A 24,949-nucleotide genomic window follows, 5' to 3' on the forward strand; every position below is an offset into this window, starting at 1 on the left:
GATATGGTGACAGGTCGGGAGCCGGGATAACCGTCAGGTCACGGTACTGCATCTGATTAGCCTTGCGCCCCAGCTGAATTGGGCGAAACGCGGCGTTGGCGGTACAAATGGTTGACTCGACTGACGACGACCAGCAGTTCGAGGTCACCTTCGCTGTGGTCGAGAGAGTTGATGTTCGATGAGACGTTACTTTGCCCTGCTGTTGGGTCTGGCATTTCTGGTAGCGACTCCCGGACTCGCCGCTGCCGCACCGATCGAACGCCCGGCCGGCAACCAGCGCTTTGTCGACCTCGTGGTCGCCCGCGCGCTGTCCCAGCGGGGAGTGCCCTTCAGCTACGGCGGCGGCGACGTCAACGGGCCGACCCGTGGCATCGCTCGCACCGTTCCCGCCCCGGGCCTGACCCCGCCGCCCACCGCGGGCGGATTGACGCCCGGGCTGTCTACCCCGGCGGTGCCCGCGCCGACATTGACCACCCCGGCCTTCGGCGTTGTTCCGGACCCTTCGTCCGACGTGGTCGGTTTCGACGCGTCCGGGCTGATCGTTTACGCCTTCGCCGGCGCGGGCGTCAAGATGCCGCGTTCCTCTGGTGAGCAGTACAAGGTCGGCCAGAAGGTGCTGCCGTCCCAGGCCCTGCCCGGCGATCTGATCTTCTACGGACCGGAGGGCACCCAGAGTGTGGCGCTCTACCTCGGCAACAACCAGATGATCCAGGGCACCGAGCCCGCCGTCGCGGTCACACCGGTGCGGGCCGAGGGTATGACGCCGTACCTGGTCCGCATCATCGCCTGAGACGCGTCGGCGGCACCGCCGCAGGTCCTGCCGTATATGCAACGGTAAGCCCCTAGACTATGCCGTCGTGGGCATTCTGTTTGGCTTCGCGCCGTGGATCATCTATTGGGTACTCGTCGGCAACGTGCCGTTCCTGATCGCAGTGCTGGTGGCGCTGGCGGCGGCCGTCGCGACGTTCGTGATCAACCGGATGTCGGGGGCACCGGGGCGCACCCTGGAAGTCGGCGCGCTCGCCACCTTCGTCGTGTTGACCGTGCTGACCCTGGTGCTCAGTCAGGACGTCATGGAACGTTGGATGCAGCCGCTGAGCAACGCGGGGATCTTCCTGGTCGCGTTGATCGGTCTTCTGATCGGCAAGCCGTTCGTGCTCGAGTTCGCCGCCGCCGGCCAGCCGCCCGGGGTGGTGGAAAGCGATGTGTTCCAACGGATCATCAAGATTCTGACCTGGATCTGGGTCGGCGCTTTCGCGGGCATGACGATCTCGTCGGTGATCCCGCCGATCGTGCAAGGTGACGCCAGCATCCTCGACACCGAGACGCCGTTGTCGTTCATCTGCTATTGGGTCATCCCGTTCATCCTGCTGGGGTTGGCGGTGCTGGCCTCGCGCATCCTGCCCGACCGGATGACGGCGGGGATGAACGACATCGTGCGCAAGACGACGTTCGTGGCATTCTCCGAGGCCGAGATCGACCAGCTCTATTTTCTGGCCCAAGAGCACGCCAACCGTGAGGTGGGGGCCGGGCAGGAAGCCTACGACGTGCGGGTCGGTGGATCGGGAACTCCCTTGGTGGGCGACGAATCCCGGATGTCATGGCCTTCCACGTACAAGGTGCGTGACCGCAAGCGTTGACGGCCGCCGCGTCAGGCCGCCGGCGTCATACCCAGCAATCCGAACATCATCACGGTGCCCGGTAGCAGGTTGGTCACCTGGTGGGCCAGGATGCCGCCCCACAAATTGCCGGAATACAGGCGCGCCAACGCAATCGGAATGGCCACCACCAACAGCAAGGGAGCTCGCTCGAGTTCCAGATGGGCCACGGCGAACACCACGGTGGACACCGTCAGGGCGGTGATGCGTCCCCAACGTTGCTCCAACGCGCCCCACAGCAGGCCGCGGTACACCACCTCTTCACAGATCGGGGCGATGACCGCGACCAGCAACAGCACGGTCACCGCCACCGGCCAGGTCGCACGCACACCCTCGAAGATCCCGCCCACCGCGGAGGTGGCGTCCGGTCCCACGATCGACTGGTAGAGCAGCGCGGCGGGCAGCGTGACGAAGAGCCCTCCGATACCGAAGGCCACTCCGAGGCCGACCGCCCGCCAGGACCAATGCCATCGGAAGTCGATTCGGGGACCGTTGCCTCGCCATGTCGCAATCGCGACGGCCGATGCGGCCGCGAGTAGTGTCGGCGTCCCGATGGCCAGCGTGATCAACCAGGCCGGCGGGGGACCGGCAGGCGAGAGCAGCCCGAAGGCTGCCGACGTGAGCAGATAGACGGCCTCGACGACGACGAATGCGCCCAGGCCCCAGCGGTGGATCGGTCCGGTCGGTACGGTCGACGCCTCCTGAACAGCAGCCATGCGGCCACAGGCTACTGCTCCCGGCGGCGCTCCATCATGTATCGCCGAGATGTGGTCGGCGGTTTCCGTACCGTCGGCGGCATGCGTTGGATTGTGGACGGCATGAACGTGATCGGGTCACGGCCGGACGGTTGGTGGAAGGACCGCCGACGTGCGATGGACAAGTTGGTGGCTGATCTGGAGCACTGGGCCGACGATGGCGGACGTCGGGTGATGGTGGTGTTCGAAGCTCCGGTCACACCACCGATCGAGTCCACGGTCATCGAGGTGGGGCATGCGCCGCGGGCCGCGCCGAACTCCGCCGACGCCGAGATCGCGCGGTTGGTCCGGGCGGATCGTCGACCCGAAGAGGTCGTGGTCGTGACGTCCGACAGCGCGTTGGCCGAGCAGGTCCGTGATGCGGGCGCGGCCGTCGAACCGTCCGCCCGGTTCCGCGAGCTGATCGATCCACGCCGATGAGCCGGAATGCTCAGTCCGTATCCAAGTTCCCGTCGACCACCAGCTGCCGCAGGGTTTTTCGGTCGAACTTTCCGCTGGGCAGCGTGGGGATCCGGTCACTCGTGGTCAGTATCCAGCGGGTCGGCACCTTGTAGGCCGACAGGTGTTCGCGGGCGTGGGAGGCCAGTGTCGTCACGTCGATCGGCGCGGCCGGCACCACGATGGCACATACCTGTTCTCCGCGCTGTGGATCGTCGATGCCGATGACCACACAGTGCGACACATCGGCGGCTTCGGCGATGACGGCCTCGACCTCCAGTGGCGAGACATTGGCGCCGGCGGCCTTGATCAGATCGGTGGTGCGTCCGACGTAGAACAACCGAGGGTCGCCCTCGCGCCGGTAGACCTTGTCACCGGTGTGGTACCAGCCGTCGGCGTCGAAGGTCTCGCCGCGTTCCCGCTTGTTGTATCCGGCCATCACCCCGATACCACGGACCAGGAGTTCGCCGGTGTCTCCGGGTCGGACCGGGTTTCCCTGCTCGTCGACGATCGCGATGTCGGTGAAGACGAACCCGCCTGCGGTTTCGGACATGGTGCGGTGCACCGGGAATCCGTCGGGAACGTCGGTCATCGCGATGTCGAGTGGGCCGTCGCGCAGCATCGGCGCGCTGCTCAGGTCTCGGTCGGCGAACGACGGGTGTTCGCGCAGCCGCTGGGTGAACGCCGGCCAGCCCACGATTCCGGTGAGGTGTTCGCGCTCAACCAGATCCAGTGCGGTCGCCGGGTCGAGCTTCGGCATGACCGCCAGGGTGACCGGCTCGTGCAGCGCCCCGGTGACGGCGAGCAGTCCGCCGATCCAGAAGAACGGCATGGCGCACAGGATGCGGGACCGGCCTTCGGTCCTGGTGATCGCGCGGATGGCGCTCGGCCACGTCGAGGTCTGTCGCACGAGGGTGCCGTGGGTGTGCAGTACCCCTTTGGGGTCGGCGGTGGATCCGGAGGTGTGCACCATGATCGCCAGGTCGGCGGGGGAGACCTCGGCTTCGGCCGCGGCCAGTACCGCAGTCGGTACCCCGTCGTCCGCGTCGTGGTGGGCCCTGGAAGCCCAGGGCCGGTCGATGTCGCCGAAGACCGCGATGCGCCGCAGGTAGGGTGCGGCGCTGATGGCCAGCCGGTCGCCGTCGTGGCCGATCAAGTCGGGCAGTGCTGCCTCCAGCCGCTCGGCGACGTCGATGTCGAGTACCGTGCTCGGGGCGATGAGAAGTCCGACGTCGGCCAGCCGCAACACTTTTGCGATCTCGGCCGGGGCGTACATCGTGCTCAGCGGTACCGCTACCGCGCCGATGCGGGACACGGCAAGCCACCAGGTCACCCATTCACCGCCGTTGGGAAAGAACAATCCCACCCGGGTGCCCTTGCCGACTCCTTCGCGCAGTAGCCACCGGGCCAGATCGGCCGACCGTTGTTCGGCTTCGATGTAGGTGAGCCGTTCGCCCGGGGTGACCAGATAGGTGCGCTCCGGGAACTCGGCAGCGGCGCGTCGCAGCAGAGCGGGGATGGTCAACGGGGATTGCGTCACCCGCCCATCTTCTCCAACGGGCACCGGGCATCTGCCCGGGGTGGGTTCAGTGACCGCAGCAGCCTGCGCTCTCGTCGCGTGGCGGGCGTGGATCGTGCGGGGCGGTCGGGTCGGGGTCGCCGAACCACCGGGACGGCTCATGCTCGGCGTACGTGTCGTGCCAGGACCACCATTCGTATGGCTTGGTCTGCGGATAGCCCGCCGGGGAATCCTCCCAGTCCTCCTGGCGGCCGAGCGCGGTCATGTCGAGGAAAGCCCAGGTGTTGACGAACGTTTCGTCACCGCGGTTGTTGATGAAGTAGGTGCGGAAGATTTGATCGCCGTCGCGGATGAACGCATTGGTGCCATGCCATTCGTCGACGCCGAAGTCCACGTCGAACGCGCCGGCGGGGCCGGGCACGATCGTGTACCAGGGATGGCTCCACCCCATCCGCGCCTTGATGCGGGCGATGTCGGCCTGCGACCCGCGGGAGGCGTAGACGAGTGTGGTGTCGCGGGCGTGGAGATGGGCGAGGTTGCCGATGTGGTCGGCCATCAACGAGCAGCCGACGCAACCATGTTCGGGCCAGTCGTCGACGCCGGGATCGAGGAAGGCGCGGTACACGATCAACTGACGACGCCCGGCGAACAGGTCGAGAAGCGTGGCCGGGCCGTCGGGGCCGTCGAACGTGTAGGTCTTGTCGACCGGGGTCCATGGCATGCGGCGACGTAGCGCGGCGAGCGCGTCCCGGGCGCGAGTGAATTCTTTTTCCTTGACCAGCATTTCCTCGAGTGCGGCGTCCCATGTCGTCGCCGGCACGATCGGTGGGTTCTTCACAACGGCTCCCGCGATTCCAATGTTCAACATATCGGTTGAATAACTTCATCCAGCACAGCACGCGGCGTCGCTATAGTCAACAAGGTGGTTGAAGATCAGGTTCTGGACCGCGCGTACTCCGCGCTGGCCGATCCGACCCGCCGCCGCTTGCTGGAGGCGTTGCGCCACGGCGATGCCCGCATCAGCGACCTGGCCGCTCCGCTGCCGATGACATTCGCCGGCGTCTCGCGCCACATCGGGGTGCTGGAGGCCGCCGGTCTGGTGCATCGCGAGGTCCGTGGACGCGAGCACTGGGTGTCCCTCGAACCGGACGGTTTGACGATGGCCCAGCAGTGGATCGGCGAGCAGACCGATTTCTGGGCACGGCGCGCAGACGCGCTCGCCGAGAGGCTGCGGCGTCAGGGGGACACTCGATGACCGAGGCGGCAACGGTCCGGGTACGACGGTTGTTGCCGGCAGTGCCCGATGTGGTGTTCGACCAGTGGCTCGATCCGGAGTCGCTGCGGGAATGGATGTGTCCCCGCCCGGTGCGATGTGTCGAGGTCCTCGTCGAGCCTCGCGTCGGTGGGATCGTGCGATTCGACGTCGACGATTCCGGCACGTCCGTGTTGATCACCGGCCGATTCCTGACGATCGAACGACCCCGGGTGCTTCGCTTCACCTGGAGCAATTCGGACTGGGCCGATCCGAGCGTGGTCAGCATCGTCAGTGTCGAGTTCGAACCGGTCGGAGAGGGGCAGACGATGATGTCGATCGAGCACTCCCTTTTGCCGCCAGAGGAATTCGAAAATTTCCACTCCGGGTGGGTTCTCACCTTCGAGCAGTTGGGATCCTTCCTCGCCGATATCGCGACCTAGACTGCGGTCATGGACAGCGGCTCCCAGGTTCAATATGAGGCCCCGGAAGGACTTCTACGCATCGAGGACTGTCTCGATGAAAACGGCGGCATCGTGTTGCCGCCCGGGACCACTCTGATCTCGCTGATCGACCGCAATATCGCTCATGTCGGTGATCTCGTCGCCTACCGATACCTCGATCACAGCCAATCAGAGGAACAGGCGCTCGAGCTGACCTGGACGCAACTGGGAGTCAGGCTCAGGGCGGTCGCGGCGCAGCTGCAGCAGGTGGCGGCACGCAACGACCGGGTGGCCGTCCTTGCACCGCAAGGTCTTGACTATGTCGTGGGTTTTTTCGCCGCGATCAAAGCCGGAAACATCGCGGTGCCGCTGTTCGCCCCGGAGCTGCAAGGTCACGCCGAACGGCTGGAAACCGCGCTGTTGGATTCCCGTCCCACCACGGTGCTCACCACGGCTGCCGCCGACGCCGCGGTACGCGCGTTCCTGGAGAAGTTGCCGGATGCCGTGCGTCCACAAGTGCTGATCATCGACGAGATCCCCGATTCGGCAGGCGAGGGCTTCACTCCCATCCCGGTCGATCCCGACGACATCTCGCACCTGCAGTACACCTCCGGTGCGACCCGCCCGCCGGTCGGGGTGGAGATCACCCATCGCGCCGTCGGCACCAACCTGCTGCAGATGATCCTGTCGATCGACCTGCTGAACCGAAACACCCACGGCCTCAGTTGGTTACCGCTCTACCACGACATGGGGCTGTCCATGATCGGATTTCCCGCGGTGTACGGCGGGCACTCGACGCTGATGTCGCCGACCGCCTTCATCCGCAGGCCACAGCGGTGGATCCGGGCGCTGTCGGAGGCATCGCGGGACGGACGGGTCATCACCGCTGCACCCAACTTCGCCTACGAATGGACCGCCCAGCGCGCCGTGCCCGCGCCGGATGACGACATCGACCTGAGCAACGTCGTGCTGATCATCGGTTCCGAGCCGGTAAACCCCGACGTGATAACGGCTTTCAACGAGGTCTTCGCGCCGCACGGGCTTCCGCCGACCGCGTTCAAGCCGTCGTACGGCATCGCCGAGGCCACGCTGCTCATCTCGACGATCGCCCCGGCCCAGCAGGCCTCGGTGGTGTACTTCGATCGCGAGCAACTCGCCTTCGGGCGGGCTGTTCGCGTCAGTGCGCACGCCGAAGGTGCCGTCCCACACGTGTCGTGCGGGCAGCCGGCCCGCAGTCTGTGGGCGGTGATCGTCGATCCGGCCACCGCCGACGGCCCGGCCGTGGAAGTGCCCGACGGTGAGGTCGGCGAGATCTGGTTGCACGGCAACAACATCGGCCGCGGTTACTGGGGTCGTCCCGACGAGACCCGGGAGACCTTCGGGGTGGCGCTGCATCGGCGGCTCGCCTCCGGCAGCCATGCCGATGGTGTCCCCGAGGACGCTGGGTGGCTACGGACCGGTGATCTCGGTGTCTACTTCGATGGCCAGTTCTACGTGACCGGGCGGATGGCCGATCTGGTACGCCTCGGTGGTCGCAGTCACTATCCGCACGACATCGAGGCCACCGTCGCCGACGCCTCGCCACTGGTGCGGCACGGTTACGTGACCGCGTTCACGGTGCCGGCAGACCGCGACGATTCCGAGACCGACGACACCCCCGGCGACCGGTTGGTGGTCATCGCCGAACGCGCTGCCCGCTCACACCGCGCCGATCCGCAAGAGGCGAGTGACGCCATCTGCGCGGCGGTGGCGCAACGCCATGGGGTGTCGGTGGCGGATCTGCAATTCCTGCCGGCAGGGGCGATCCCGCGGACCACGAGCGGCAAACTGGCCCGGGTGGCCTGCCGCACTGGATATCTCGAGGGCACCCTGGGCGCACGTTGAGTGCCCGGATATCTGACCCTGGCCAAATGACACGCGGGCGGCCAAGATTGCTCCATGTCTACCCATCGAGCTGTTCATGTGCAGTCAGCGGGCGGTGCGCTGGAACTCGTCGCTGCCGAGAGCGTCGCACCGGAGGCCGGACAGGTCCGGGTGGCGGTGGCGGCCTGCGGCGTCTGCGGCACCGACCAGGCGATCGTCAACGGCGGATTTCCCGGCATCAGTTGGCCGCTGACCCCGGGGCATGAGATCGCCGGCACCATTGCCGAAGTCGGGGCCGGAGTCCATGATTTCGCGATCGGTGATCGCGTCGCGGTCGGCTGGTTCGGCGGGCACTGCGGCGTCTGTATCCCGTGTCGCAAGGGTCTGTTCATCCACTGTGAGCGGGGACAGATACCGAGCCTGCATTACCCCGGCGGCTATGCAGAGTCGGTGACGGTGCCGGCCAATGCCCTCGCTCGGATCCCGGACGAACTGTCGTTCGTCGAGGCTGCTCCCATGGGGTGTGCCGGGGTGACGACCTATAACGCGCTACGCCATACCCGTGCGGTGGCAGGTGATCTGGTCGCTGTCCTCGGGGTGGGCGGCTTGGGCCACCTCGGGGTGCAGTTCGCCAACGCGATGGGCTTCGAGACCGTCGCCATTGCCCGGGGCCCGGACAAGGAGGCCGATGCCCGGTCGCTGGGGGCACGGCATTACGTCGACTCGACCGGCGGTGACGTCAGCGCGGCGTTGCGTGACTTGGGCGGTGCCGCAGTGGTTCTGGCCACCGTGGGCAATTCACGGGCGATGGCCGACACGATCGGCGGGCTCGCGCCACGCGGCGAGTTGGTGGCGATCGGGGTGTCGGCCGATCCGTTGCCGATCAGCCCGGTGCAACTGATCCAGCCCGCGCTGAGCATCTCGGGCCACCCGTCCGGGACCGCGCGTGACGTCGAGGAGACCATGCATTTCGCGGTGCTCTCCGGGGTGCGGGCCCGGATCGAGGAACGACCACTCGACGACGCCGCGGCTGCCTACGCCGCGATGGAGCAGGGGCGGGCGCGGTACCGCATGGTCTTGACCATGTGACCTGACCAGGTGATCCGCCGGCACGGCTAATCCGGTTTTCTGGCCCCGTCGTTCACAGCAAGCGGGTAGCGTCGGAATCTCGTTTGCTGGTGGACGAATTGGTGGGGGGCCGCGATGGTGTGGAATCGGATGGCGACGATGCTCGGCCACGCGGCGGTATCGGCTGCCCTCCTCGTGCCGGCGTGGTGCGCCGTCGGGATCACATCGGCCGCAGCGGCTCCGCTGCCCGCCGCACAGATCGACTTCGGCGGCATGATGCGCACGTATCGGCTTCATCTGCCGGCGGGCGGGGGAGCGCCCTCGGGACTCGTCGTCAACCTCCACGCCGCCGGCGCGACGGGAGCCGATCAAGCCGCGTTGACGCATTACGACGCGGTGGCCGACGCCCATGGGTTCGCGGTCGTATACCCCGACGGCATCGACTACAGCTGGGCCGACGGCCGCGGCGCCTCCGTGCCGGACCGGCAGGGGGTCGACGATGTCGGTTTCATCGCGACATTGGTCGACCGGATCGTGGCCGAGAACGGCATCCCGCGAGGCCGGGTGTACGCCACGGGTCTGTCGGCGGGCGGGTTCATGGCCAACCGGTTGGGCTGCGACCGCGCGGACCTGTTCTCCGCGATCGCGCCGGTCGCCGGCACGCTCGGAACCAATGTGGGTTGTCAGCCCTCCCGGCCGGTGTCGGTACTCGCCACCTACGGCACCGCCGATCCGGTCGTGCCGTTCAACGGGGGACCGATGACCGGCCGCGGTGGCGCGAGCACGGTGTTGTCCGGGCCGGCGTTGGTGGACCGGTGGCGACAGATAGACGGTTGCCCGGCACCCTCGGATGACGTGCTGCCCGGCACCGGCGACGGCACCGAGACGCACCGCATCGCCTCGCATGGCTGCGCTGCGGGAACGTCGGTGGTGTTCATGCGCGTCGACGGCGGCGGGCACACCTGGCCCGGTGTCCCCGAGATCCTGCCGGTGCAGGCCGTCGGCGCGGCCAGCCGGGCTTTCGACGCCTCGGATGCCTCCGCTCAGTTCTTCGCCTCGCACGGACGGTAGTCGCTGCCCAGAACGGGCCAATATTGCTCAGGCCGCGGTTAATCCCGCCGCTGCCCGCGAGCTCCCTTCAACTATCGATGAATGCCGTTGTTGGACAGCCTGATTCAGGGTCACCCGCATCCGCTGCTCGTCAAGTCACCGCCGCCGGCATGGTCGGTGAGTCGCGGAACGAAAGGTTTTGCGGCGTTAGGGTTCCGACCGTGGATTGGCACAGCTGGCATGAGGACTACGACCGGCCGGATTCGGCTCTGGCGCACCGGCTCCGGGCCGTGCAGACCCTGATCCGGCAAGCCCTGGACGAGGCTCCGGCCGGCCCGCTGCAGGTGGTCAGCCTGTGCGCTGGGCAGGGCCGGGATCTACTCGAGGTGCTGATCGACCACCCGCGACGGGCAGACGTCCACGCGCGGCTGGTCGAACTGGACCCGCGCAACGCGGCGGTCGCCTCCGAGACGGTGAGCACCTACGGGCTCACCGGTGTCGAGGTGGTCACCGGCGACGCGTCGCTCGTCGACCACTACCAGGATCTGGTGCCCGCCGACATCGTGGTGGCGTGCGGCATCTTCGGCAACATCACCGACGACGACATCGAGCGGACGATCGGCTTCGTGCCGCAGTTGACGAAGACGGGCGGCACCGTGTTGTGGACCAGGGGTCGCACCGTACCCGATCGGGTCCCGTTGATCCTCAACTGGTTTGACGAGCGCGGTTTCGACCTGGTCTGGGTCTCGCCGCCGGATGTGAGCTATGGCGTCGGAGCCCACCGGTTCACCGGAGCGCCGCAACCCTTGACCGCCGGCGCCCGGCTCTTCACCTTCGTGGGCTCGGATGTGATCCGCGCCGCTGACGCGCAGCACAGTCCCGCGACCTGACGGTCGGCACCCTCGGGCACGGAGAGCCGAGCCTCCACCGGCACCCGCCGGTTCATCAGTAGTCTGCTCAAAGATGACTGAGGAAGGGTTGAACGGCGGCAGGGCCCGCTTGCGCGGAGGGCTGCGCATGGCCCTGCGTGGGCGTCGTGACCCCGCACCGGTCGCCGGTCGGCGCAGCCGGACATCGGCCGGTATGGGCGACGTCCACACCCGCAAGGTGCTCGATCTGACCATCCGGCTTGCCGAAGTGATGTTGTCGTCGGGCTCGGGTACCGCCGACGTGGTGGCCACCGCCCAGGACGTGGCGCAGGCCTATCGGCTCACCGACTGCGTCGTCGACATCACCGTCGCCACGATCATCGTGTCGGCGCTACCGACCGCCGACAGTCCTCCCGTCACGATCATGCGCTCGGTCCGGACCAGGTCCACCGATTACACGAGGCTCGCCGAACTCGACCGCCTCGTGCGGCGCATCACCTCCGGCGGTATCGCCGTCGACGAGGCGCACGAGGCGATGGACGAGCTCACCGAGAGCCCGCATCCTTTCCCGCGCTGGCTGGCCACAGCCGGATGGGCGGGATTCGCCCTCGGCATCGCGATGCTCATGGGCGGCAACTGGTTGACCTGTCTGTTGGCCAGTGTCACCGCCGCCGCGATCGATCGGGTCGGCCGGCTGCTGAACCGGATCGGCACTCCGTTCTTCTTCCAGCACGCCGTCGGCGCGGCCATCGCGACGCTGGTGGCGTTGGGTGCCTACCGGTACACCGGTCAGGGTCTCAGTGCGCTGGTCGCCACGGGCATCGTGGTGTTGCTGTCTGGAATGACCCTGGTCGGTGCGGTGCAGGACGCGTTGACCGGTTACATGGTCACCGCGGTCGCCCGGCTCGGTGACGCAGTGTTCCTCACCGCGGGGATCGTGGTCGGGATCGTCGGGGCGCTGCAGGCTGCCACGCTGCTCGGAGTCGGGATCGAACTGCACGTCAACGCGCCCGGCACCTTCATCATCCCGAGCGATCCGTTGCACATCGTGCTGGCTGTCGTCGGCGCCGCGCTGGCCGGGATCTGTCTGACACTGGCCAGCTATGCGCCACTGCGCTCGCTTCTCACCGCGGGGTTGGCCGCCGGGCTGGCCGAGCTGACGTTGATCGGCCTCGGCACCGCCGGGTTCGGGCAGTGGGCGGCCACCGGCGTGGCCGCGATCGGTGTCGGCTTCATCGCCACGTTGATCTCGATTCGCCGGCAGTCCCCGGCGCTGGTGACCGCAACCGCGGGCATCATGCCGATGCTGCCCGGCCTCCCGGTGTTCTGGGCGGTGTTCGCCTTCGCCGTCGACGAGAAGTTCGGTCAGGGCCTGGCCTACCTGTTGACCGCGGCGGCCACCGCGTTGGCGCTGGGCAGCGGCGTGGTGATGGGCGAGCTGCTCGGCTCACCGTTGCGGTACGGCGCCGGGCGGATCGGTGATTTCTTCCGGATCGAGGGACCGCCCGGGGTGCGTCGCGCCGTCGGGCGGGTGGTCCGGCTCCAACCCGCGGAGAACACCACTGCGGTCGGTGTGCAGCGCGCCGAGAGTGTCCCGCTGGAAGCCGCACCCGCCCAGGAACCGGACAGCGAGACCGACGGCGACGATGCGCCCGGTCCCTGACGCCGACTCACGGCTCGAGAGCAGGGACCAGGTCGCCGATCAGGTGAAGGGCAGGAAGTCGCCGTTGATCCACACGCCCCAGTGGCCGCCCGCAGGCAGGTTCCACCAGACCATCGGGTGACCCTGCCACGTCTCGGCCGGCTTCTTCGGCGCGTTGGGCGGCGGCGGGAGGCTCGGATCCGGCTCGGCACTCGCGGTGGCCGTGCCGAGGCCGATGGCGGCCCCGACCACGCCGATGGCCGCGATGCTCGTCAGGGTTGCCTTGCTCAGGAACATGGATGCCCACCTCGGTGCTTGAGATCGAACTTCGACACCAGAAGCTTAGCCAATCGAATCGATTGGGTCGGCACCCCCGGCGTGATGACTGCCATACGAGCCATGATGGACCCGTTCGGCGGGGTCCGCCGCCAGATCCGAAACTGCGCCGCTTTTGCGCAGATTCAATTCCGGGACGGATGGTTAACCTCCTAGGTGTGGGCAACAGTCGAATGAAGGTGTTGATCATCGGTGGGGGATTCGGCGGTCTGTTCTGTGCCCGTCGGTTGGGCGGCGTCGACGTCGACGTCACCCTGCTCGACCGTTCGGCCGGACATCTGTTCCAACCGCTGCTCTACCAATGCGCCACCGGGACGCTGAGCCTCGGACAGATCAGCCGCCCGTTGCGTGAGGAATTCGAGCGTCACCGCAATGTCACCACCCTGCTCGGTGAAGCCGTCGACGTCGATCCCGAGAGCCGGCAGGTGGTCGCCCGCCGGCCGGACGAGTCGACGTTCACCATCGACTATGACGTGCTCGTCGTGGCCGCGGGAATGCAGCAGTCCTATTTCGGCAACGAGCATTTCGCGCAGTGGGCGCCGGGGATGAAGACCCTCGACGATGCGCTTCACATCCGTCAGCGGATCTTCACCGCCTTCGAGATCGCCGAGACGCTGCCTCCGGGCCCGGAGCGCGACGGCTGGCTCACCTTCGCCGTCGCCGGGGGCGGGCCGACGGGTGTCGAGCTGGCCGGGCAGATCCGCGAGATGGCCACGCGCACCTTGGCCAACGAGTTCCACAGCATCGAACCCGAGGAAGCCCGGGTGCTGCTGTTCGACGGCGGTGAGCGGGTGCTGAAGTCCTTCGCTCCGGAGCTGGCGGAGAAGGCGACGCGGTCGCTGCAGGATCTGGGCGTCGAGTTGCACCTGGGCGTGCATGTCACCGACGTCGATCAGGCCGGGGTGACCGCCAGTCCGAAAGGCGGCGGTCCGGATGAGCAGTACGCGGCGCGGACCGTGCTGTGGACGGCCGGTGTCGAGGCCGTCCCGTTCGCCCGCCACATCGCAAAGGTGCTGGGGGTCGAGTCCGACCGCGGCGGGCGAATCGCGGTGGGTCCTGATCTCTCCGTATCCGGCCATCCCGAGATCTTTGTGATCGGTGATCTTGCCGGTCGCGACCACCTGCCGGGGGTGGCCGAGAATGCGATGCAAGGCGGACTCCACGTGGCATCGTGCATCCGCCGTGAGCTTGCCGGGAAGCCCCGGCGGCCGTTCCGCTACCGCGATCTCGGCTCGGCGGCGTACATCGCTCGCGGACAAGCTCTTCTGCAGGCCGGCCCGATCAAGATCGCCGGTTTTTTCGGCTGGCTGGCTTGGGGCCTCATCCACATCGCGTTCCTGGCCGGAGTCCGGAATCGGATCAGCACCGTGAGCACCTGGCTGGTGACGATCGCGCGGGCCAACCGTGGGCACCGGGCGTTCATGCTCGGCTCCGACGGGGCGCCCGAGCAGCACTACACCTGGACGGTGTGGGATGCGCCGACGCCGCCGCCGCAGGCGCACGTGGAGGGCGAGCGGTAGCGCGGTGTGCGACGATGCACGGACCGCCCGGTTCTCCCAGCAGACGTGTCGGCGGGCGTGACAGAGAGGACCGCCGGATTGACCACTGACGCGCACCGCGCCACCCGCTCGGTCAATGGGATGAAGCGCGCCATCGCAGGGTTGACCCTCGCCGCGGCTGCGCTGGCCACGGCGGCCCCGGCCGCAGCGGATCCACCCGCGCCCGAGCCGGCACCCGCGCCGGCGGATCCGGCACCGGCCGCGCCGCCACCACCGGCCGCGGCGGGCCCGCCGCAGGTCCCTGAGATCGCCAACCCGCAATACGGTTCCGGCCAATACGGTTCCGGCCCGATCGGCACCTTGCGTGATCTATGGCACCAGGCCCATGATCCGTACGGATTCCAAGGCGGCGGGGGAGCACCCGAGGGTGTCGCTCCACCGCCCGGCGCCGGCCCGCCGCCGCCGCTGCCGCCTGGCTATGTATCGATCAACGCCCCGGGCTCGGAGACTCCGATGACCGAACCGCCGCCCGGCTCGCAGCCCGCCGGCCCGCCGCTTCCGCCCGGTTACTACTCGTTGAACGGGCCGCCACCGCCCGGGTACGAATACAACTCGCCGGGGCAGCAGCCACCGGCACCACCGGCGGCTCCTACGCCGTAGCGGGGTGTCCCAAGACGTGGCCCAGGGCCTGTGCCAGCTCGGGGTGACGGAAAGGGTGGCCGTCGGTGTGCAATCGTGCCGGCATCGCACGCTGGCTGGCGCAGGCCAGTTCCCGAGCGCCCTGCTCGCCCAACAGCAGCCGCGGCCCCAACACCGGGACGGGCAGAACCGTCGGACGGTGCAGCACGCGGCCGAGCACGGCGGTGTATTCGGCGTTGCGCACCGGATGGGGTGCCACCGCGTTGACCGGACCCGACAATGCGCCGTCCCACAGGCCCCGGTGATAGATGTCGACCAGGTCGTCGATGCCGATCCACGGCAACCACTGTCGACCGTCACCGATGCGTCCGCCGAGTCCCGCGGCAAAGAGCGGACGTAGCAGCCGTAGCGTTCCGCCCTGAGGTGACTGCACGATTCCGGTGCGGATCCGGACCACCCGCACCCCGCTCTGCTCGGCTGGTGCCAGGCTGCCTTCCCAGTCGGCGACGACGTCGGCCAGAAATCCCTCGCCCCGTTCCGCGGTCTCGGTGAGCACCTCATCGCCACGGTCATGGCCGTAGAAGCCGACAGCCGAGGCGCTGACCAGGACTCGAGGACCGGTATGGGTCTTCGCGATCAGTTCGGCCAGTCGCCGGGTCGGGTCGATGCGGCTGTCGCGGATCGCGCGGCGGTGTCCTTCGGTGAAGCGCCCCGCGATCGACGCACCCGCCAGGTGGATGACCGCATCGACCCCGGCGAGCAGGTCGGGGTGTGGATCGCCGGGATTCCATTGCCGCTCATCGGGTTTCGTGGCTGAACGGCGTACCAGCCGGATGATGCGGTGGCCGCCGGTGCGCAGGAATGCGGTCAGGGCGGTACCGACCAGTCCGGACGATCCGGTGACCGCCACGGTCAACGGCGCCGTTCCATGGGCCCGGGCCCGGTGATGGGCGGCCAGGTCGTCGGCCAGTTGCCGGTGGCGGTAGACGAACATCGGTCGAAGGAACCGGGCGGGCACCGGGGTCTCGACCCGGTCGGTCATCCTGGTGCGGTTGTCGTCGATGGTGTCGAATTCGTGAATGTGCTTCCAACGCACCGTCAGTGCGGCGGGAAGCGATGCGAGCCCGCCACGGTCGATCGTGTCGACGAAGCGTCGGGGTGGGTCGTAGGCGTCGGCCTGGTGCGCGGCCACCCACCGCAGCCCGCCGGGCAGCGCGAGTTCGGCGCGACCATCGCGCAGTGAGGCAGCCTCGGATTCGAGGTGCAGCGGTTGCCACGGCGGCGACAGCCTGGTGAATGCGCCGGGCCGGGCATGCCAGGCAAAGACTTCGTCGCGGGGCGCGTCGATGACGCTGGAGTACACCAATCCCATCGCTCCGACGCTACGCCGGCAAAGCTGACGTCGTCCCTACTGTAGGACTTTCTGTAATAGAGTCCGTAGGTGCTTGAGATGCCGGTGGAAGGTGAACCTGTGGAGCGCACGGCGATGACGCCCTTTTTTGTCAGCGGTGCCGACGGGTTCGCCCCGAACGAGATCGCCCATGGCGGATGGGGGCCGACTCTCGGGGGCCAGGTGGTGGGCGGCCTGCTGGCGCGTGCCGTCGAACAGCTCGTCATCGACCGCGACCTGCACCCGGCGCGGTTCACGGTGGAAATTCTGCGCCGGGTCGCCAGCGCGCCGGTTCGCGTCAGCGCTTCGGTGGTGCGAACGGGTTCGCGCATGCAGTCCGTGGATGCGGTGATGACGCAGGACGGCGAGCTGGTGGCCCGCGGGTCTGCGCTGTACCTCCGCCGCGGCACACAACCTGACGGCGAGTTCTGGAGCACTCCGCTCGAATTGCCGGCGCTGCCCGAGGAGCCGGCGCAGTTCGACGACTCGGTGCCGATGTTCATCAGGGCATACGGCCCCGATCCGGAGTGGTCCGGCGAGGGGTTCCCGTGGCAGCAAGCCGGTCCTCGTTACGCGTGGTTGCGTGAGGTCCGCGAGCTCGTCGCCGGCGAAAAGCTCACGCCCTTTGTCAGAGCCGCTCTCGCGGTCGACGTCACCAGCTCGATGACCAACTTCAGTTCGGCCGGGCTGGCGTTCATCAACGCCGACTACACCTTGGCACTCAGCAGGCTGCCCGTCGGTCCGTACATCGGGATGGCCGCGGTGACGCACACCAGTGCCGACGGCGTGGCCACCGGAAGTGCGCGCCTGTACGACGCGATCGGCCCGATCGGCACCGGGTTGTCCACTGCCGTCGCCAATTTCAACTTCAGTCCGAATGGACAAGCACCGCGACGAGAAAGTCCGAACTCGCGGTGAAGGGCCGCAGGTCCCAGGTCGACAACAGCAGATCGGGGGTGAGCCCGGCTGCTGCCGCGTCTTCGAAAAACTGCGTGAACTCGTATTCGCGGCCGGCGCCGAATCCGATCACCGCACGACCGTCGTCCGCCAGATGGGCGCGCAGCCGGGACAGCACCTGAACCCGCGTGCTCGGGGCGACGAAGGTCATCACGTTGCCGGCCGACACGATGATGTCGAACGGATCGGCGATGCCGCGGGCGGGCAGGTCGAGTTCGGCGAGGTCGCCGACGAGCCAGCGTGGTCCCGGGTGGTCCTGCTCAGCTGCCTCGATCAGCACCGGATCGACATCGACACCGACCACCCGATGCCCGGCCCCGGCCAGATGACCGCCCACCCGGCCCGGGCCGCAGCCGGCGTCGAGGATGTGGGCGCCACGTGCGGCCATCGCATCCACGAGACGAGCCTCGCCGGCCAGGTCCTCCCCGGCGCGCGCCATCGAGCGGAAGCGCTCGACGTACCAGTGCGAGTGCCCGGGATCGGCCGCGACCTTCTGCATCCAGATACTCCGCTCGACCATATGAGCATTGTCTCAAGTGGCGAGAGTGCTGATGCTCAGCCCCTGGCGTCGAGGATCTTGATCGCGAAGATCAACGAATCTCCGGGCTGGATACCCGCAGCGGGCTGGCCCTCGGGGTAGCCGTCCGCGGAGGTCATGGCGACGGCCACCGTGGAGCCGACCTTCTGCCCCGAGATGGCCTTCTGGAAGCCGGGCACCACACCGGTGAGCGGGAAGTCGACCGGCTCGCCTCGCTCGTAGCTGCTGTCGAAGACCGAACCGTCCCTCCCGTTGACACCCATGTAGCAGACCGAGACGTTGGCCGTCGGTGAGACCACGGGCCCGTCGCCGGCTTTGAGGGTGTGCACCTGGGTCTCGGCCACGCTGAACGGTCCGTCGACGTTGACCACAGGTGCCGCGCTGTCGGTCGAGCCGGTGACAGCGACGCTGCCGGTGGCGCCGGACACTGTCCACTCGGGTGCACCCGCATTCTGCGGGGCCGCGGTCGGGCAGGTGCTGGCTTCGGTCGCGGTCTCGGCGATGGACGGCGTGAGTACGTCTCCGACCGACGTCGAGCTGGTCGGCGACGCGCTCGAGGAAGTGTCGGAGTCCGACCCGCACGCGGCGAGCGTGAGGGACAGCGAGGCGGCACACGCAGCGAGCGCGAGGGAAGAAGACAGGCGAGAGGAATTCACGGTCGCCACGCTACATCTGCCCTGATTCGGCCAGAACCTTGATTCCATCCAAACTAGTCGCCACACTCGAAGTGATGGCTGATGGCCTCGAGTTCGCAGACATGTTGCGCTCGGCCGGGCTACGCGTAACCCGCCCCCGGCTGGCGGTACTCGATGCGGTGGGTGAGTATCCCCATGCCGAAACCGAACAGATCATCCGCGCCACCCGGACGCGCCTTCCCGACGTTTCCCATCAGACCGTGTACGACGCGCTGAATGCGTTGACCGCGGCCGGTTTGGTGCGCCGGATACAGCCGAGCGGTTCGCTGGCCCGTTACGAGACGCGCGTCGGCGACAACCACCACCACGTCGTGTGTCGGGGCTGCGGCGTCATCGCCGACGTGGACTGCGCGGTCGGCGACGCTCCATGTCTGACCGCATCAGACGACAACGGTTTTGCGATCGACGAGGCCGAGGTCATCTATTGGGGCCTGTGTCCCGATTGTTCGCGTTCTAAAGATCCTGATGGCAGCCCCGCCAGTGCTAGATGAAAGGAATGCAATGCCTGCTGATACCCCTGAGCCTGCCGATACCTCCGATGCCCGTCCACCCCGCTCCGACGCCGAAACCCACAGCCACAGTGAGTCCGAGAATCCCGTCATCGACTCGCCGAAGCCGAAGGTCCATGCGCCACTGACCAACCGGGACTGGTGGCCCGAGCAGGTCGACGTGTCGGTGCTGCACCGGCAGAACGACAAAGGCAACCCGCTCGGCGAATCCTTCAACTACGCCGAGGAATTCGCGAAGCTCGACGTCGAGGCGTTCAAACGTGACGTGATCGAGCTGATCAACACCTCACAGGACTGGTGGCCGGCCGATTACGGCAGTTACGCCGGTCTGTTCATCCGGATGAGCTGGCATGCCGCCGGGACCTACCGCATTTTCGACGGTCGTGGCGGTGCCGGGGAGGGAAGTCAACGCTTCGCTCCGCTCAACAGCTGGCCGGACAACGCGAATCTGGACAAGGGCCGGCGCCTGTTGTGGCCGATCAAGCAGAAGTACGGCGACAAGATCTCCTGGGCCGATCTGATCGCGTTCGCGGGCAACGCCGCGCTGGAGGGGGCCGGGTTCACGACGTTCGGCTTCGCATTCGGCCGCGAGGACATCTGGGAGCCCGAGGAAATGCTGTGGGGCCAGGAGGACACGTGGCTGGGCACCGATCAGCGCTACGGCGGCACCAATGAGAGCGACCGACAGCTGGCACAGCCGTTCGGCGCGACGACGATGGGGCTCATCTACGTCAATCCCGAAGGCCCCGAAGGTAAGCCGGACCCGGTCGCCGCGGCTCACGACATCCGCGAAACCTTCGCCCGGATGGCGATGAACGACGAGGAAACCGCGGCGCTGATAGTTGGCGGCCACACGCTGGGCAAGACCCACGGTGCCGGTGACGGTGACCTGGTCGGCCCGGAGCCCGAGGGCGCCCCGATCGAGGAGCAGGGTCTGGGCTGGAAGTGCGCCTTCGCCTCCGGCAAGGCCGGCGACACCATCACCAGCGGTCTGGAGGTCGTCTGGACGCCCACACCGACCAAGTGGGACAACAGCTTTCTGGAGACGCTCTACGGCCACGAGTGGGAGCTGACCCAAAGCCCCGGTGGGGCCTGGCAATTCGAGGCCAAGGCCTCGCCGGAGATCATCCCGGATCCCTTCGATCCGAACAAGAAGCGCAAGCCGACGATGCTGGTGACCGATGTGTCGCTGCGGGTCGATCCGATCTACGGCGAGATCACCCGGCGATGGCTCGAGCACCCCGAAGAGATGGACGAGGCGTTCGCCAAGGCCTGGTACAAGTTGATGCACCGCGACATGGGGCCGGTCAGCCGGTATCTCGGTCCGTGGATCCCCGAGCCGCAGCTGTGGCAAGATCCGGTGCCGGCTGTCGATCACCCGTTGATCGACGAGCAGGACATCGCCGGGTTGAAGGACAAGGTGCTCGGATCCGGCCTGTCGGTACAGCAGTTGGTGAAGACGGCATGGTCGGCGGCGTCGAGCTTCCGCGGTACCGACAAGCGTGGCGGCGCGAACGGGGCGCGGATCCGGCTGGAGCCGCAACGCAACTGGGAGGCCAACGAGCCCTCGGAGTTGGACAAGGTGCTGCCGGTGCTCGAACAGATCCAGCAGGACTTCAATGGCTCGGCGGCCGGCGGTAAGAAGGTGTCACTGGCCGACCTGATCGTGCTGGCCGGGTCCGCGGCGATCGAAAAGGCAGCGAAAGACGGCGGTTACGAGATCAACGTCCACTTCGCCCCGGGGCGCACCGACGCCACGCAGGAGAACACCGACGTGGAGTCGTTCGCGGTGCTCGAGACCCGCGCCGACGGCTTCCGCAACTTCTTCCGCCCGGGGGAGAAGGCGCCGCTCGAACAACTGTTGATCGACAAGGCGTATTTCCTGAACCTGACCGCTCCCGAGATGGCGGTGCTGGTCGGCGGTTTGCGCGCGCTGGCGGTCAACCACGGTGGCAGCAAGCACGGTGTGTTCACCGACAACCCGGGTGTGTTGTCCAACGATTTCTTCGTCAACCTGGTCGACATGCGCAACGAGTGGAAACCCTCGGAGAACACCGAGAACGTCTACGAGGTCAAGGACCGGGCCACCGGCGAGATCAAATGGACGGCCACGGCCAACGATCTGGTGTTCGGCTCGAATTCGGTGTTGCGCAACGTTGCCGAGGTCTATGCGCAAGACGACCACAAGGGCAAGTTCGTCGAGGACTTCGTCGCGGCGTGGGTCAAGGTGATGAACAACGACCGATTCGACCTCGCCTGAGCGGACCGACTTTTCGGTGACGTGATCGGCCGGCGCGACAGCCGATCACGTCACCGACAGTTGCCGCGCAATTTCGCCATAGCGTTCGAGACGATCGGGCGCGGCCAGGGCGTTGTAGAGCACGATGCGCGTCGCGATGCCCTGGTATTTGGCGGACAACGCCTCTGCCAAACCGTCCCAGGTGGATTCCGTGGCGAACGCGGCGATGTGGTCGTCGGTGATCTGGGCGGCCATGCCGGCGACATCCCCGGCCTTCTGCTTCTCCCGTAGCCGTGCGGTGGTGCCCTCGAAGCCGGCCTCGTCCCAGATGAACGCATAGTTCGGCGTGCTGCCATAGAAGCTCATGCTGGCCCGGACCAACTCGCGCTCGTGGGCCCGTTCTGCATCGCTGTCACCGACGATCGTCATGACCGGCACGATCTTGTCGATCTCGGCGGCTGTGCGGCCGGCCTTCGCCGCGCCCGCCGCCAGGTTGGGCAGCACATGGCGGGCGATGTAGCCGGGTTCTCCGATCGGATGGATGTGCACACCGTCGGCAACCTCGCCGGCCATCCGCAGCATCCACGGGTTCACCGCGGCGACATCGACTTTCGGGTCGGCCGCGTCGATCGGGCCGGGACTCCACTGGGGAGTGATGAAGTCGAGGTCGTAGAACTCGCCGTGGTGGTCCAGCTTTCCGGTCCGGAAGGCGGCGAAACATGCCTTCACCGCCGATACATAGTCGCGCAGGCGCGGGCCCGGGTGTTCGAACGGCATCCCGTAACGGCGGACGACGTGGGTGCGGACCTGGGTGCCGATGCCCAGTCGGAATCTGCCGCCGGTGGCTTCCTGGAGCTCCCACGCCGAGGCCGCGGTGATGAACGGGCTGCGCGGAAAGGCAACGGCGACACCGGTCGACAGGCTCAGGCCGGGCGCGGCTTGAGAAGCGACCGCGGCGTTGAGATATGCCGTGCGACCGGTCTCGGTGAGCAACAGACCGGCGAATCCGACGGACTGGGTGCGGCGGGCGAGTTCACCGATTCGGCCCAACGGTTGCGGAACGGTCATCACGTCGACGTACACGTGGGGGAGCGTACGTGCCGAGCACCCGCAATACGTTGGAAGTAAATCGTTTCTCACGGGCGCCTCGGCAATTCCGCCAAATCCTTTGCCGGCTTGCGGAGTGAAACCGTGAGCAACGTTCTGCAACAGTGGCCACATCTATCCCAATTGGCACATCAGTCACAGACCCAATTATTTTCTCTCGTCTCACTTGGGCACCTCAATTCCTTTTACCTCAAATTTCACAGTCGGATGTCGGATACCGCCAGTGTTCGCTCTCGCGCCACTGACCTGCGGTTTGATGAACTCGAAGAGGCAGAGTCGAAGAATCACCGGCCACACTGGGCTCATAACTATTAAATAAACTCAGAGAAGATAATAAGACTCTCTAGCACGTGTTTTTTACTTTCACCTCATGGGTAAGCTCCGTACCACGTTGGGGTGGAGCAACCATCTCTTGCCTTTACCGGCGTGCGCTTCGGCGTACAACGCCAGGAAGGAAGCGACATGCGTACCCGCAAGATCGCCACGGTGGTCGCCTTCGTCGGTGTGATGGCCCTGGCGCAGACGGTGATGACCGTCCCGACCGCCGGCGCAGAGCCGAACTGGGATGCGATGGCCCAATGTGAATCGGGCGGGAACTGGTCTGCCGACACCGGCAACGGGTTTTATGGCGGACTGCAGTTCACCCCGGCCACGTGGGCCTCGCACGGCGGAACGGGTTCGCCCGCCGCCGCCTCGCGCGAGGAGCAGATTCGGGTGGCGCGCAACGTGATGCGGACGCAAGGCCTCGGGGCGTGGCCGGTGTGTGGCGGGCCGATCGGTATGGCCACCGGGACCTGTCGCCAGTTGGTGGCCTGGATTCCGTTGGGCAATCTCCCTCGGCTGTGCACGCTGGTGCTCAACCCATTGGGCTGAACGCGCGTTCGCGCCCTCATTTTCCCTCGGCGCGAAAAAGTCTTGGGCAGTGCCGAACTCATTCTCAGCAAACCCTCAGTAGGCCACTGCAACATCTACGTAGGCGCCGGCATGGCGCAATATGTCGGTGTCGCAAGGGAAGAAGCATTCTTGATGGATCATTGGTCGGCGCAGCCGTCGCGGCGTAGCAACTCTGAGTATGAGACGAATCACACGACGGGTCAACGGATTCCGAGTCCGTGGAGCCGTGCCGGGTATCAGCAGCCTTCTCCTGAATACGGGGTGCATCCCGAGTTCACCCAGAAATTCGACGCGCCGCCGGTGCCGGAGCCTCCGCAACCCAAGAAGAAGTCGCGGGCCGGCGTACTGGTGGCCGGCACCGCGGCCGTGGCCATGGCCACCGGTGCGGTGGCCGCAGTCGCCGTGATGGACCACGCTGGGCAGGCCACGCCGGTGGCGCAGGCGCCGGCCGCCGACCACGCCGCCAAGCCGTCGCCGGCAATCGGCGCCGCTCCCGTCCAGCCGAAAACCGCTGCTCCCACCGGCACGGTCGAGCAGGTCTCGGCCAAGGTGCTGCCCAGTGTGGTCAAACTGCAGATCGAGACAGGGAGCGGACGTGAGGAAGGCTCCGGCATCGTCCTGAGCGAGGATGGCTTGATCCTGACCAACAACCACGTGGTTGCCTCAGCCGCGCAAGGTTCCGGTGCTCGGGAGCCGCTGGCCGCCGAGGCCTCACCCGATCGTCAGTTCCCCGGCCTGCCGCGCGGACTGTTCCCCGGAGACAATCCGTTCGCCCCCGATGGTCCGTCGGCCAATCCGTCCGGACGCGCCGGCGGTGCCATGGCGGCTACGGTGACCACATCGGATGGTCGCACGGTCCCGTTCACCGTGATCGGCACCGACCCGGCCGACGACATCGCGGTGGTGAAGGCGCAGAACATCTCTGGGCTCACCCCCATCAGCATCGGTTCGTCGAAGGATCTGAAGGTGGGGCAGAACGTCGTGGCAATCGGCTCACCGCTCGGCCTGCAGGGCACGGTGACCACCGGAATCATCAGCGCCCTGAACCGCCCGGTGGTCACCGGTGACGGGCAGACCGGTCAGCCATCGGTGATGAGTGCCATTCAGACTGATGCGGCGATCAACCCGGGCAACTCCGGTGGTGCGCTGGTGGACATGAACGGCGACCTCATCGGGGTGAACTCGGCGATCGCCTCCCTGGGCGGTGGTCAAGGCGCGCAGTCCGGTCCGGCCGGATCGATCGGCCTGGGGTTCGCGATTCCGGTGGATCAGGCCAAACGTATTGCCGACGAATTGGTTTCGACCGGCACAGTGCAACACGCCTCGCTCGGCGTGCAGCTCGCCGATGCCGACACGCATGGCGCGGCAGTGGCCGGAGTCGTCGAGGGCAGCCCGGCGGCGCAGGCCGGTCTGCCCCGGGGTTCGGTGATCACCAAGGTTGACAGTCAGGTCATCGACGGTCCGGACGCGTTGGTCGCGGCCGTGCACGCCAAGGCGCCGGGCGACACCGTCACGCTGACCTACGAAGATCCCTCTGGCGCCTCGCGCTCTGTGGACGTCACCTTGGGGCAGGCGCAGGCCTGAGGCAG

Annotated in this window: 25 protein-coding genes; 17 read left to right on the plus strand and 8 right to left on the minus strand. The window is 67.1% G+C overall.

The annotated features are described in order from the left end of the window. Positions 1-178 precede the first annotated feature (178 nt). On the plus strand, positions 179-790 hold the full coding sequence (gene ripD / locus A5740_RS14050) for an NlpC/P60 family peptidoglycan-binding protein RipD (protein ID WP_076194957.1): 612 nt from the start codon (positions 179-181) through the stop codon (positions 788-790). Positions 791-857: 67 nt separating this feature from the next. Then, positions 858-1,640 (plus strand): hypothetical protein, encoded by a 783-nt coding sequence (locus tag A5740_RS14055; protein ID WP_076194959.1) that lies wholly within the window; start codon positions 858-860, stop codon positions 1,638-1,640. Positions 1,641-1,651: 11 nt separating this feature from the next. On the opposite strand, the gene A5740_RS14060 is transcribed toward A5740_RS14055, so the two are convergent. Next, positions 1,652-2,374, minus strand: a complete 723-nt coding sequence (locus A5740_RS14060) for a CPBP family intramembrane glutamic endopeptidase (RefSeq protein ID WP_076194960.1) — start codon at positions 2,372-2,374, stop codon at positions 1,652-1,654. A gap of 81 nt (positions 2,375-2,455) precedes the next feature. Between A5740_RS14060 and A5740_RS14065 the strand changes: the two genes are divergently transcribed. After that, positions 2,456-2,833: an NYN domain-containing protein gene (locus tag A5740_RS14065; RefSeq protein WP_076195005.1), complete on the plus strand. Its 378-nt coding sequence runs from the start codon at positions 2,456-2,458 to the stop codon at positions 2,831-2,833. A gap of 10 nt (positions 2,834-2,843) precedes the next feature. Here the strand turns inward: A5740_RS14065 and A5740_RS14070 are convergent, their stop codons facing one another. Both A5740_RS14070 and A5740_RS14075 read right to left on the minus strand, forming a co-directional pair. Next, on the minus strand, positions 2,844-4,391 hold the full coding sequence (locus A5740_RS14070) for a class I adenylate-forming enzyme family protein (RefSeq protein WP_083654111.1): 1,548 nt from the start codon (positions 4,389-4,391) through the stop codon (positions 2,844-2,846). 46 nt (positions 4,392-4,437) lie between these two features. Continuing rightward, on the minus strand, positions 4,438-5,208 hold the full coding sequence (locus A5740_RS14075; RefSeq protein WP_076194963.1) for a DUF899 domain-containing protein: 771 nt from the start codon (positions 5,206-5,208) through the stop codon (positions 4,438-4,440). Positions 5,209-5,292: 84 nt separating this feature from the next. Here A5740_RS14075 and A5740_RS14080 point away from each other — a divergent pair, with 84 nt between their 5' ends. The 7 genes from A5740_RS14080 to A5740_RS14110 all read left to right on the plus strand — a co-directional run bounded on the left by A5740_RS14080 (position 5,293) and on the right by A5740_RS14110 (position 12,578). Next, the gene (locus A5740_RS14080) at positions 5,293-5,625 is read left to right on the plus strand and encodes a helix-turn-helix transcriptional regulator (RefSeq protein WP_076194964.1); all 333 of its coding nucleotides are present in this window, start codon (positions 5,293-5,295) and stop codon (positions 5,623-5,625) included. After that, on the plus strand, positions 5,622-6,065 hold the full coding sequence (locus tag A5740_RS14085) for an SRPBCC domain-containing protein (protein ID WP_076194966.1): 444 nt from the start codon (positions 5,622-5,624) through the stop codon (positions 6,063-6,065). The genes A5740_RS14080 and A5740_RS14085 overlap by 4 nt, the downstream gene beginning before the upstream one ends. Before the next feature lie 9 nt (positions 6,066-6,074). Beyond that, positions 6,075-7,949, plus strand: coding sequence for a fatty acyl-AMP ligase (locus tag A5740_RS14090; RefSeq protein WP_076194968.1), 1,875 nt, complete (start codon positions 6,075-6,077; stop codon positions 7,947-7,949). 54 nt (positions 7,950-8,003) lie between these two features. Further along, positions 8,004-9,017: an alcohol dehydrogenase catalytic domain-containing protein gene (locus A5740_RS14095; protein WP_076194969.1), complete on the plus strand. Its 1,014-nt coding sequence runs from the start codon at positions 8,004-8,006 to the stop codon at positions 9,015-9,017. Between the two features lie 114 nt (positions 9,018-9,131). Continuing rightward, positions 9,132-10,067 (plus strand): PHB depolymerase family esterase, encoded by a 936-nt coding sequence (locus tag A5740_RS14100; protein WP_076194971.1) that lies wholly within the window; start codon positions 9,132-9,134, stop codon positions 10,065-10,067. Positions 10,068-10,267: 200 nt separating this feature from the next. Continuing rightward, positions 10,268-10,936, plus strand: coding sequence for a class I SAM-dependent methyltransferase family protein (locus A5740_RS14105; protein ID WP_254849188.1), 669 nt, complete (start codon positions 10,268-10,270; stop codon positions 10,934-10,936). Between the two features lie 73 nt (positions 10,937-11,009). After that, entirely contained in the window at positions 11,010-12,578 is a 1,569-nt protein-coding gene (locus A5740_RS14110; RefSeq protein WP_083654112.1) for a threonine/serine exporter family protein, read from the plus strand. Positions 12,579-12,617: 39 nt separating this feature from the next. On the opposite strand, the gene A5740_RS14115 is transcribed toward A5740_RS14110, so the two are convergent. Continuing rightward, entirely contained in the window at positions 12,618-12,854 is a 237-nt protein-coding gene (locus A5740_RS14115; protein ID WP_076194974.1) for a hypothetical protein, read from the minus strand. A 212-nt stretch (positions 12,855-13,066) separates the two neighbouring features. Here A5740_RS14115 and A5740_RS14120 point away from each other — a divergent pair, with 212 nt between their 5' ends. Both A5740_RS14120 and A5740_RS28740 read left to right on the plus strand, forming a co-directional pair. Beyond that, positions 13,067-14,413 (plus strand): NAD(P)/FAD-dependent oxidoreductase, encoded by a 1,347-nt coding sequence (locus tag A5740_RS14120; protein WP_139335124.1) that lies wholly within the window; start codon positions 13,067-13,069, stop codon positions 14,411-14,413. Between the two features lie 120 nt (positions 14,414-14,533). Next, the gene (locus A5740_RS28740) at positions 14,534-15,052 is read left to right on the plus strand and encodes a hypothetical protein (protein WP_076194977.1); all 519 of its coding nucleotides are present in this window, start codon (positions 14,534-14,536) and stop codon (positions 15,050-15,052) included. Here the strand turns inward: A5740_RS28740 and A5740_RS14130 are convergent. Continuing rightward, the gene (locus tag A5740_RS14130; RefSeq protein WP_076194979.1) at positions 15,042-16,403 is read right to left on the minus strand and encodes a TIGR01777 family oxidoreductase; all 1,362 of its coding nucleotides are present in this window, start codon (positions 16,401-16,403) and stop codon (positions 15,042-15,044) included. The genes A5740_RS28740 and A5740_RS14130 overlap by 11 nt on opposite strands. A 114-nt stretch (positions 16,404-16,517) precedes the next feature. Between A5740_RS14130 and A5740_RS14135 the strand changes: the two genes are divergently transcribed. Further along, positions 16,518-17,339, plus strand: a complete 822-nt coding sequence (locus A5740_RS14135; protein ID WP_139335125.1) for a thioesterase family protein — start codon at positions 16,518-16,520, stop codon at positions 17,337-17,339. Here A5740_RS14135 and A5740_RS14140 read toward each other — a convergent pair. Further along, a complete protein-coding gene (locus A5740_RS14140) occupies positions 17,290-17,898 on the minus strand; it encodes a bifunctional 2-polyprenyl-6-hydroxyphenol methylase/3-demethylubiquinol 3-O-methyltransferase UbiG (protein ID WP_076194981.1) in 609 nt (202 codons plus the stop codon). The genes A5740_RS14135 and A5740_RS14140 overlap by 50 nt on opposite strands. A 35-nt stretch (positions 17,899-17,933) precedes the next feature. Further along, complete coding sequence (locus A5740_RS14145; protein WP_371454753.1) at positions 17,934-18,581, minus strand: FKBP-type peptidyl-prolyl cis-trans isomerase; 648 nt, start codon at positions 18,579-18,581, stop codon at positions 17,934-17,936. Positions 18,582-18,646: 65 nt separating this feature from the next. Between A5740_RS14145 and A5740_RS14150 the strand changes: the two genes are divergently transcribed. After that, positions 18,647-19,102 carry a Fur family transcriptional regulator gene (locus A5740_RS14150; RefSeq protein WP_076194983.1) on the plus strand — a complete coding sequence of 152 codons (456 nt, stop codon included), beginning with the start codon at positions 18,647-18,649 and terminating at the stop codon, positions 19,100-19,102. 10 nt (positions 19,103-19,112) lie between these two features. After that, positions 19,113-21,380 carry a catalase/peroxidase HPI gene (katG, locus tag A5740_RS14155; RefSeq protein WP_076194984.1) on the plus strand — a complete coding sequence of 756 codons (2,268 nt, stop codon included), beginning with the start codon at positions 19,113-19,115 and terminating at the stop codon, positions 21,378-21,380. Positions 21,381-21,425: 45 nt separating this feature from the next. On the opposite strand, the gene A5740_RS14160 is transcribed toward katG, so the two are convergent. Then, positions 21,426-22,442: a TIGR03617 family F420-dependent LLM class oxidoreductase gene (locus tag A5740_RS14160; RefSeq protein WP_076194986.1), complete on the minus strand. Its 1,017-nt coding sequence runs from the start codon at positions 22,440-22,442 to the stop codon at positions 21,426-21,428. A 486-nt stretch (positions 22,443-22,928) separates the two neighbouring features. On the opposite strand from A5740_RS14160, the gene A5740_RS14165 reads away from it, so the two are divergent. After that, positions 22,929-23,339: a transglycosylase family protein gene (locus tag A5740_RS14165; RefSeq protein WP_076194988.1), complete on the plus strand. Its 411-nt coding sequence runs from the start codon at positions 22,929-22,931 to the stop codon at positions 23,337-23,339. Between the two features lie 366 nt (positions 23,340-23,705). Beyond that, positions 23,706-24,944, plus strand: a complete 1,239-nt coding sequence (locus tag A5740_RS14170) for a S1C family serine protease (protein WP_371454755.1) — start codon at positions 23,706-23,708, stop codon at positions 24,942-24,944. Positions 24,945-24,949: the final 5 nt, after the last annotated feature.

The sequence above is a fragment of the Mycobacterium sp. GA-1841 genome, from assembly GCF_001954135.1.
Lineage (GTDB): Bacteria > Actinomycetota > Actinomycetes > Mycobacteriales > Mycobacteriaceae > Mycobacterium.

Coding starts and splice junctions, on each gene's coding strand:
- A5740_RS14060 (WP_076194960.1), bottom strand. CDS start 2,374: ATGGCTGCTGTTCAGGAGGCGTCGACCGTACCGACCGGACCGATCCAC.
- A5740_RS14120 (WP_139335124.1), top strand. CDS start 13,067: ATGAAGGTGTTGATCATCGGTGGGGGATTCGGCGGTCTGTTCTGTGCC.
- A5740_RS14150 (WP_076194983.1), top strand. CDS start 18,647: ATGGCTGATGGCCTCGAGTTCGCAGACATGTTGCGCTCGGCCGGGCTA.
- A5740_RS14135 (WP_139335125.1), top strand. CDS start 16,518: ATGACGCCCTTTTTTGTCAGCGGTGCCGACGGGTTCGCCCCGAACGAG.
- A5740_RS14085 (WP_076194966.1), top strand. CDS start 5,622: ATGACCGAGGCGGCAACGGTCCGGGTACGACGGTTGTTGCCGGCAGTG.
- A5740_RS14110 (WP_083654112.1), top strand. CDS start 11,010: ATGACTGAGGAAGGGTTGAACGGCGGCAGGGCCCGCTTGCGCGGAGGG.
- A5740_RS28740 (WP_076194977.1), top strand. CDS start 14,534: ATGAAGCGCGCCATCGCAGGGTTGACCCTCGCCGCGGCTGCGCTGGCC.
- A5740_RS14100 (WP_076194971.1), top strand. CDS start 9,132: ATGGTGTGGAATCGGATGGCGACGATGCTCGGCCACGCGGCGGTATCG.
- katG (WP_076194984.1), top strand. CDS start 19,113: ATGCCTGCTGATACCCCTGAGCCTGCCGATACCTCCGATGCCCGTCCA.
- A5740_RS14090 (WP_076194968.1), top strand. CDS start 6,075: ATGGACAGCGGCTCCCAGGTTCAATATGAGGCCCCGGAAGGACTTCTA.
- A5740_RS14065 (WP_076195005.1), top strand. CDS start 2,456: ATGCGTTGGATTGTGGACGGCATGAACGTGATCGGGTCACGGCCGGAC.
- A5740_RS14095 (WP_076194969.1), top strand. CDS start 8,004: ATGTCTACCCATCGAGCTGTTCATGTGCAGTCAGCGGGCGGTGCGCTG.
- ripD (WP_076194957.1), top strand. CDS start 179: ATGAGACGTTACTTTGCCCTGCTGTTGGGTCTGGCATTTCTGGTAGCG.
- A5740_RS14165 (WP_076194988.1), top strand. CDS start 22,929: ATGCGTACCCGCAAGATCGCCACGGTGGTCGCCTTCGTCGGTGTGATG.
- A5740_RS14130 (WP_076194979.1), bottom strand. CDS start 16,403: ATGGGATTGGTGTACTCCAGCGTCATCGACGCGCCCCGCGACGAAGTC.
- A5740_RS14140 (WP_076194981.1), bottom strand. CDS start 17,898: ATGGTCGAGCGGAGTATCTGGATGCAGAAGGTCGCGGCCGATCCCGGG.
- A5740_RS14115 (WP_076194974.1), bottom strand. CDS start 12,854: ATGTTCCTGAGCAAGGCAACCCTGACGAGCATCGCGGCCATCGGCGTG.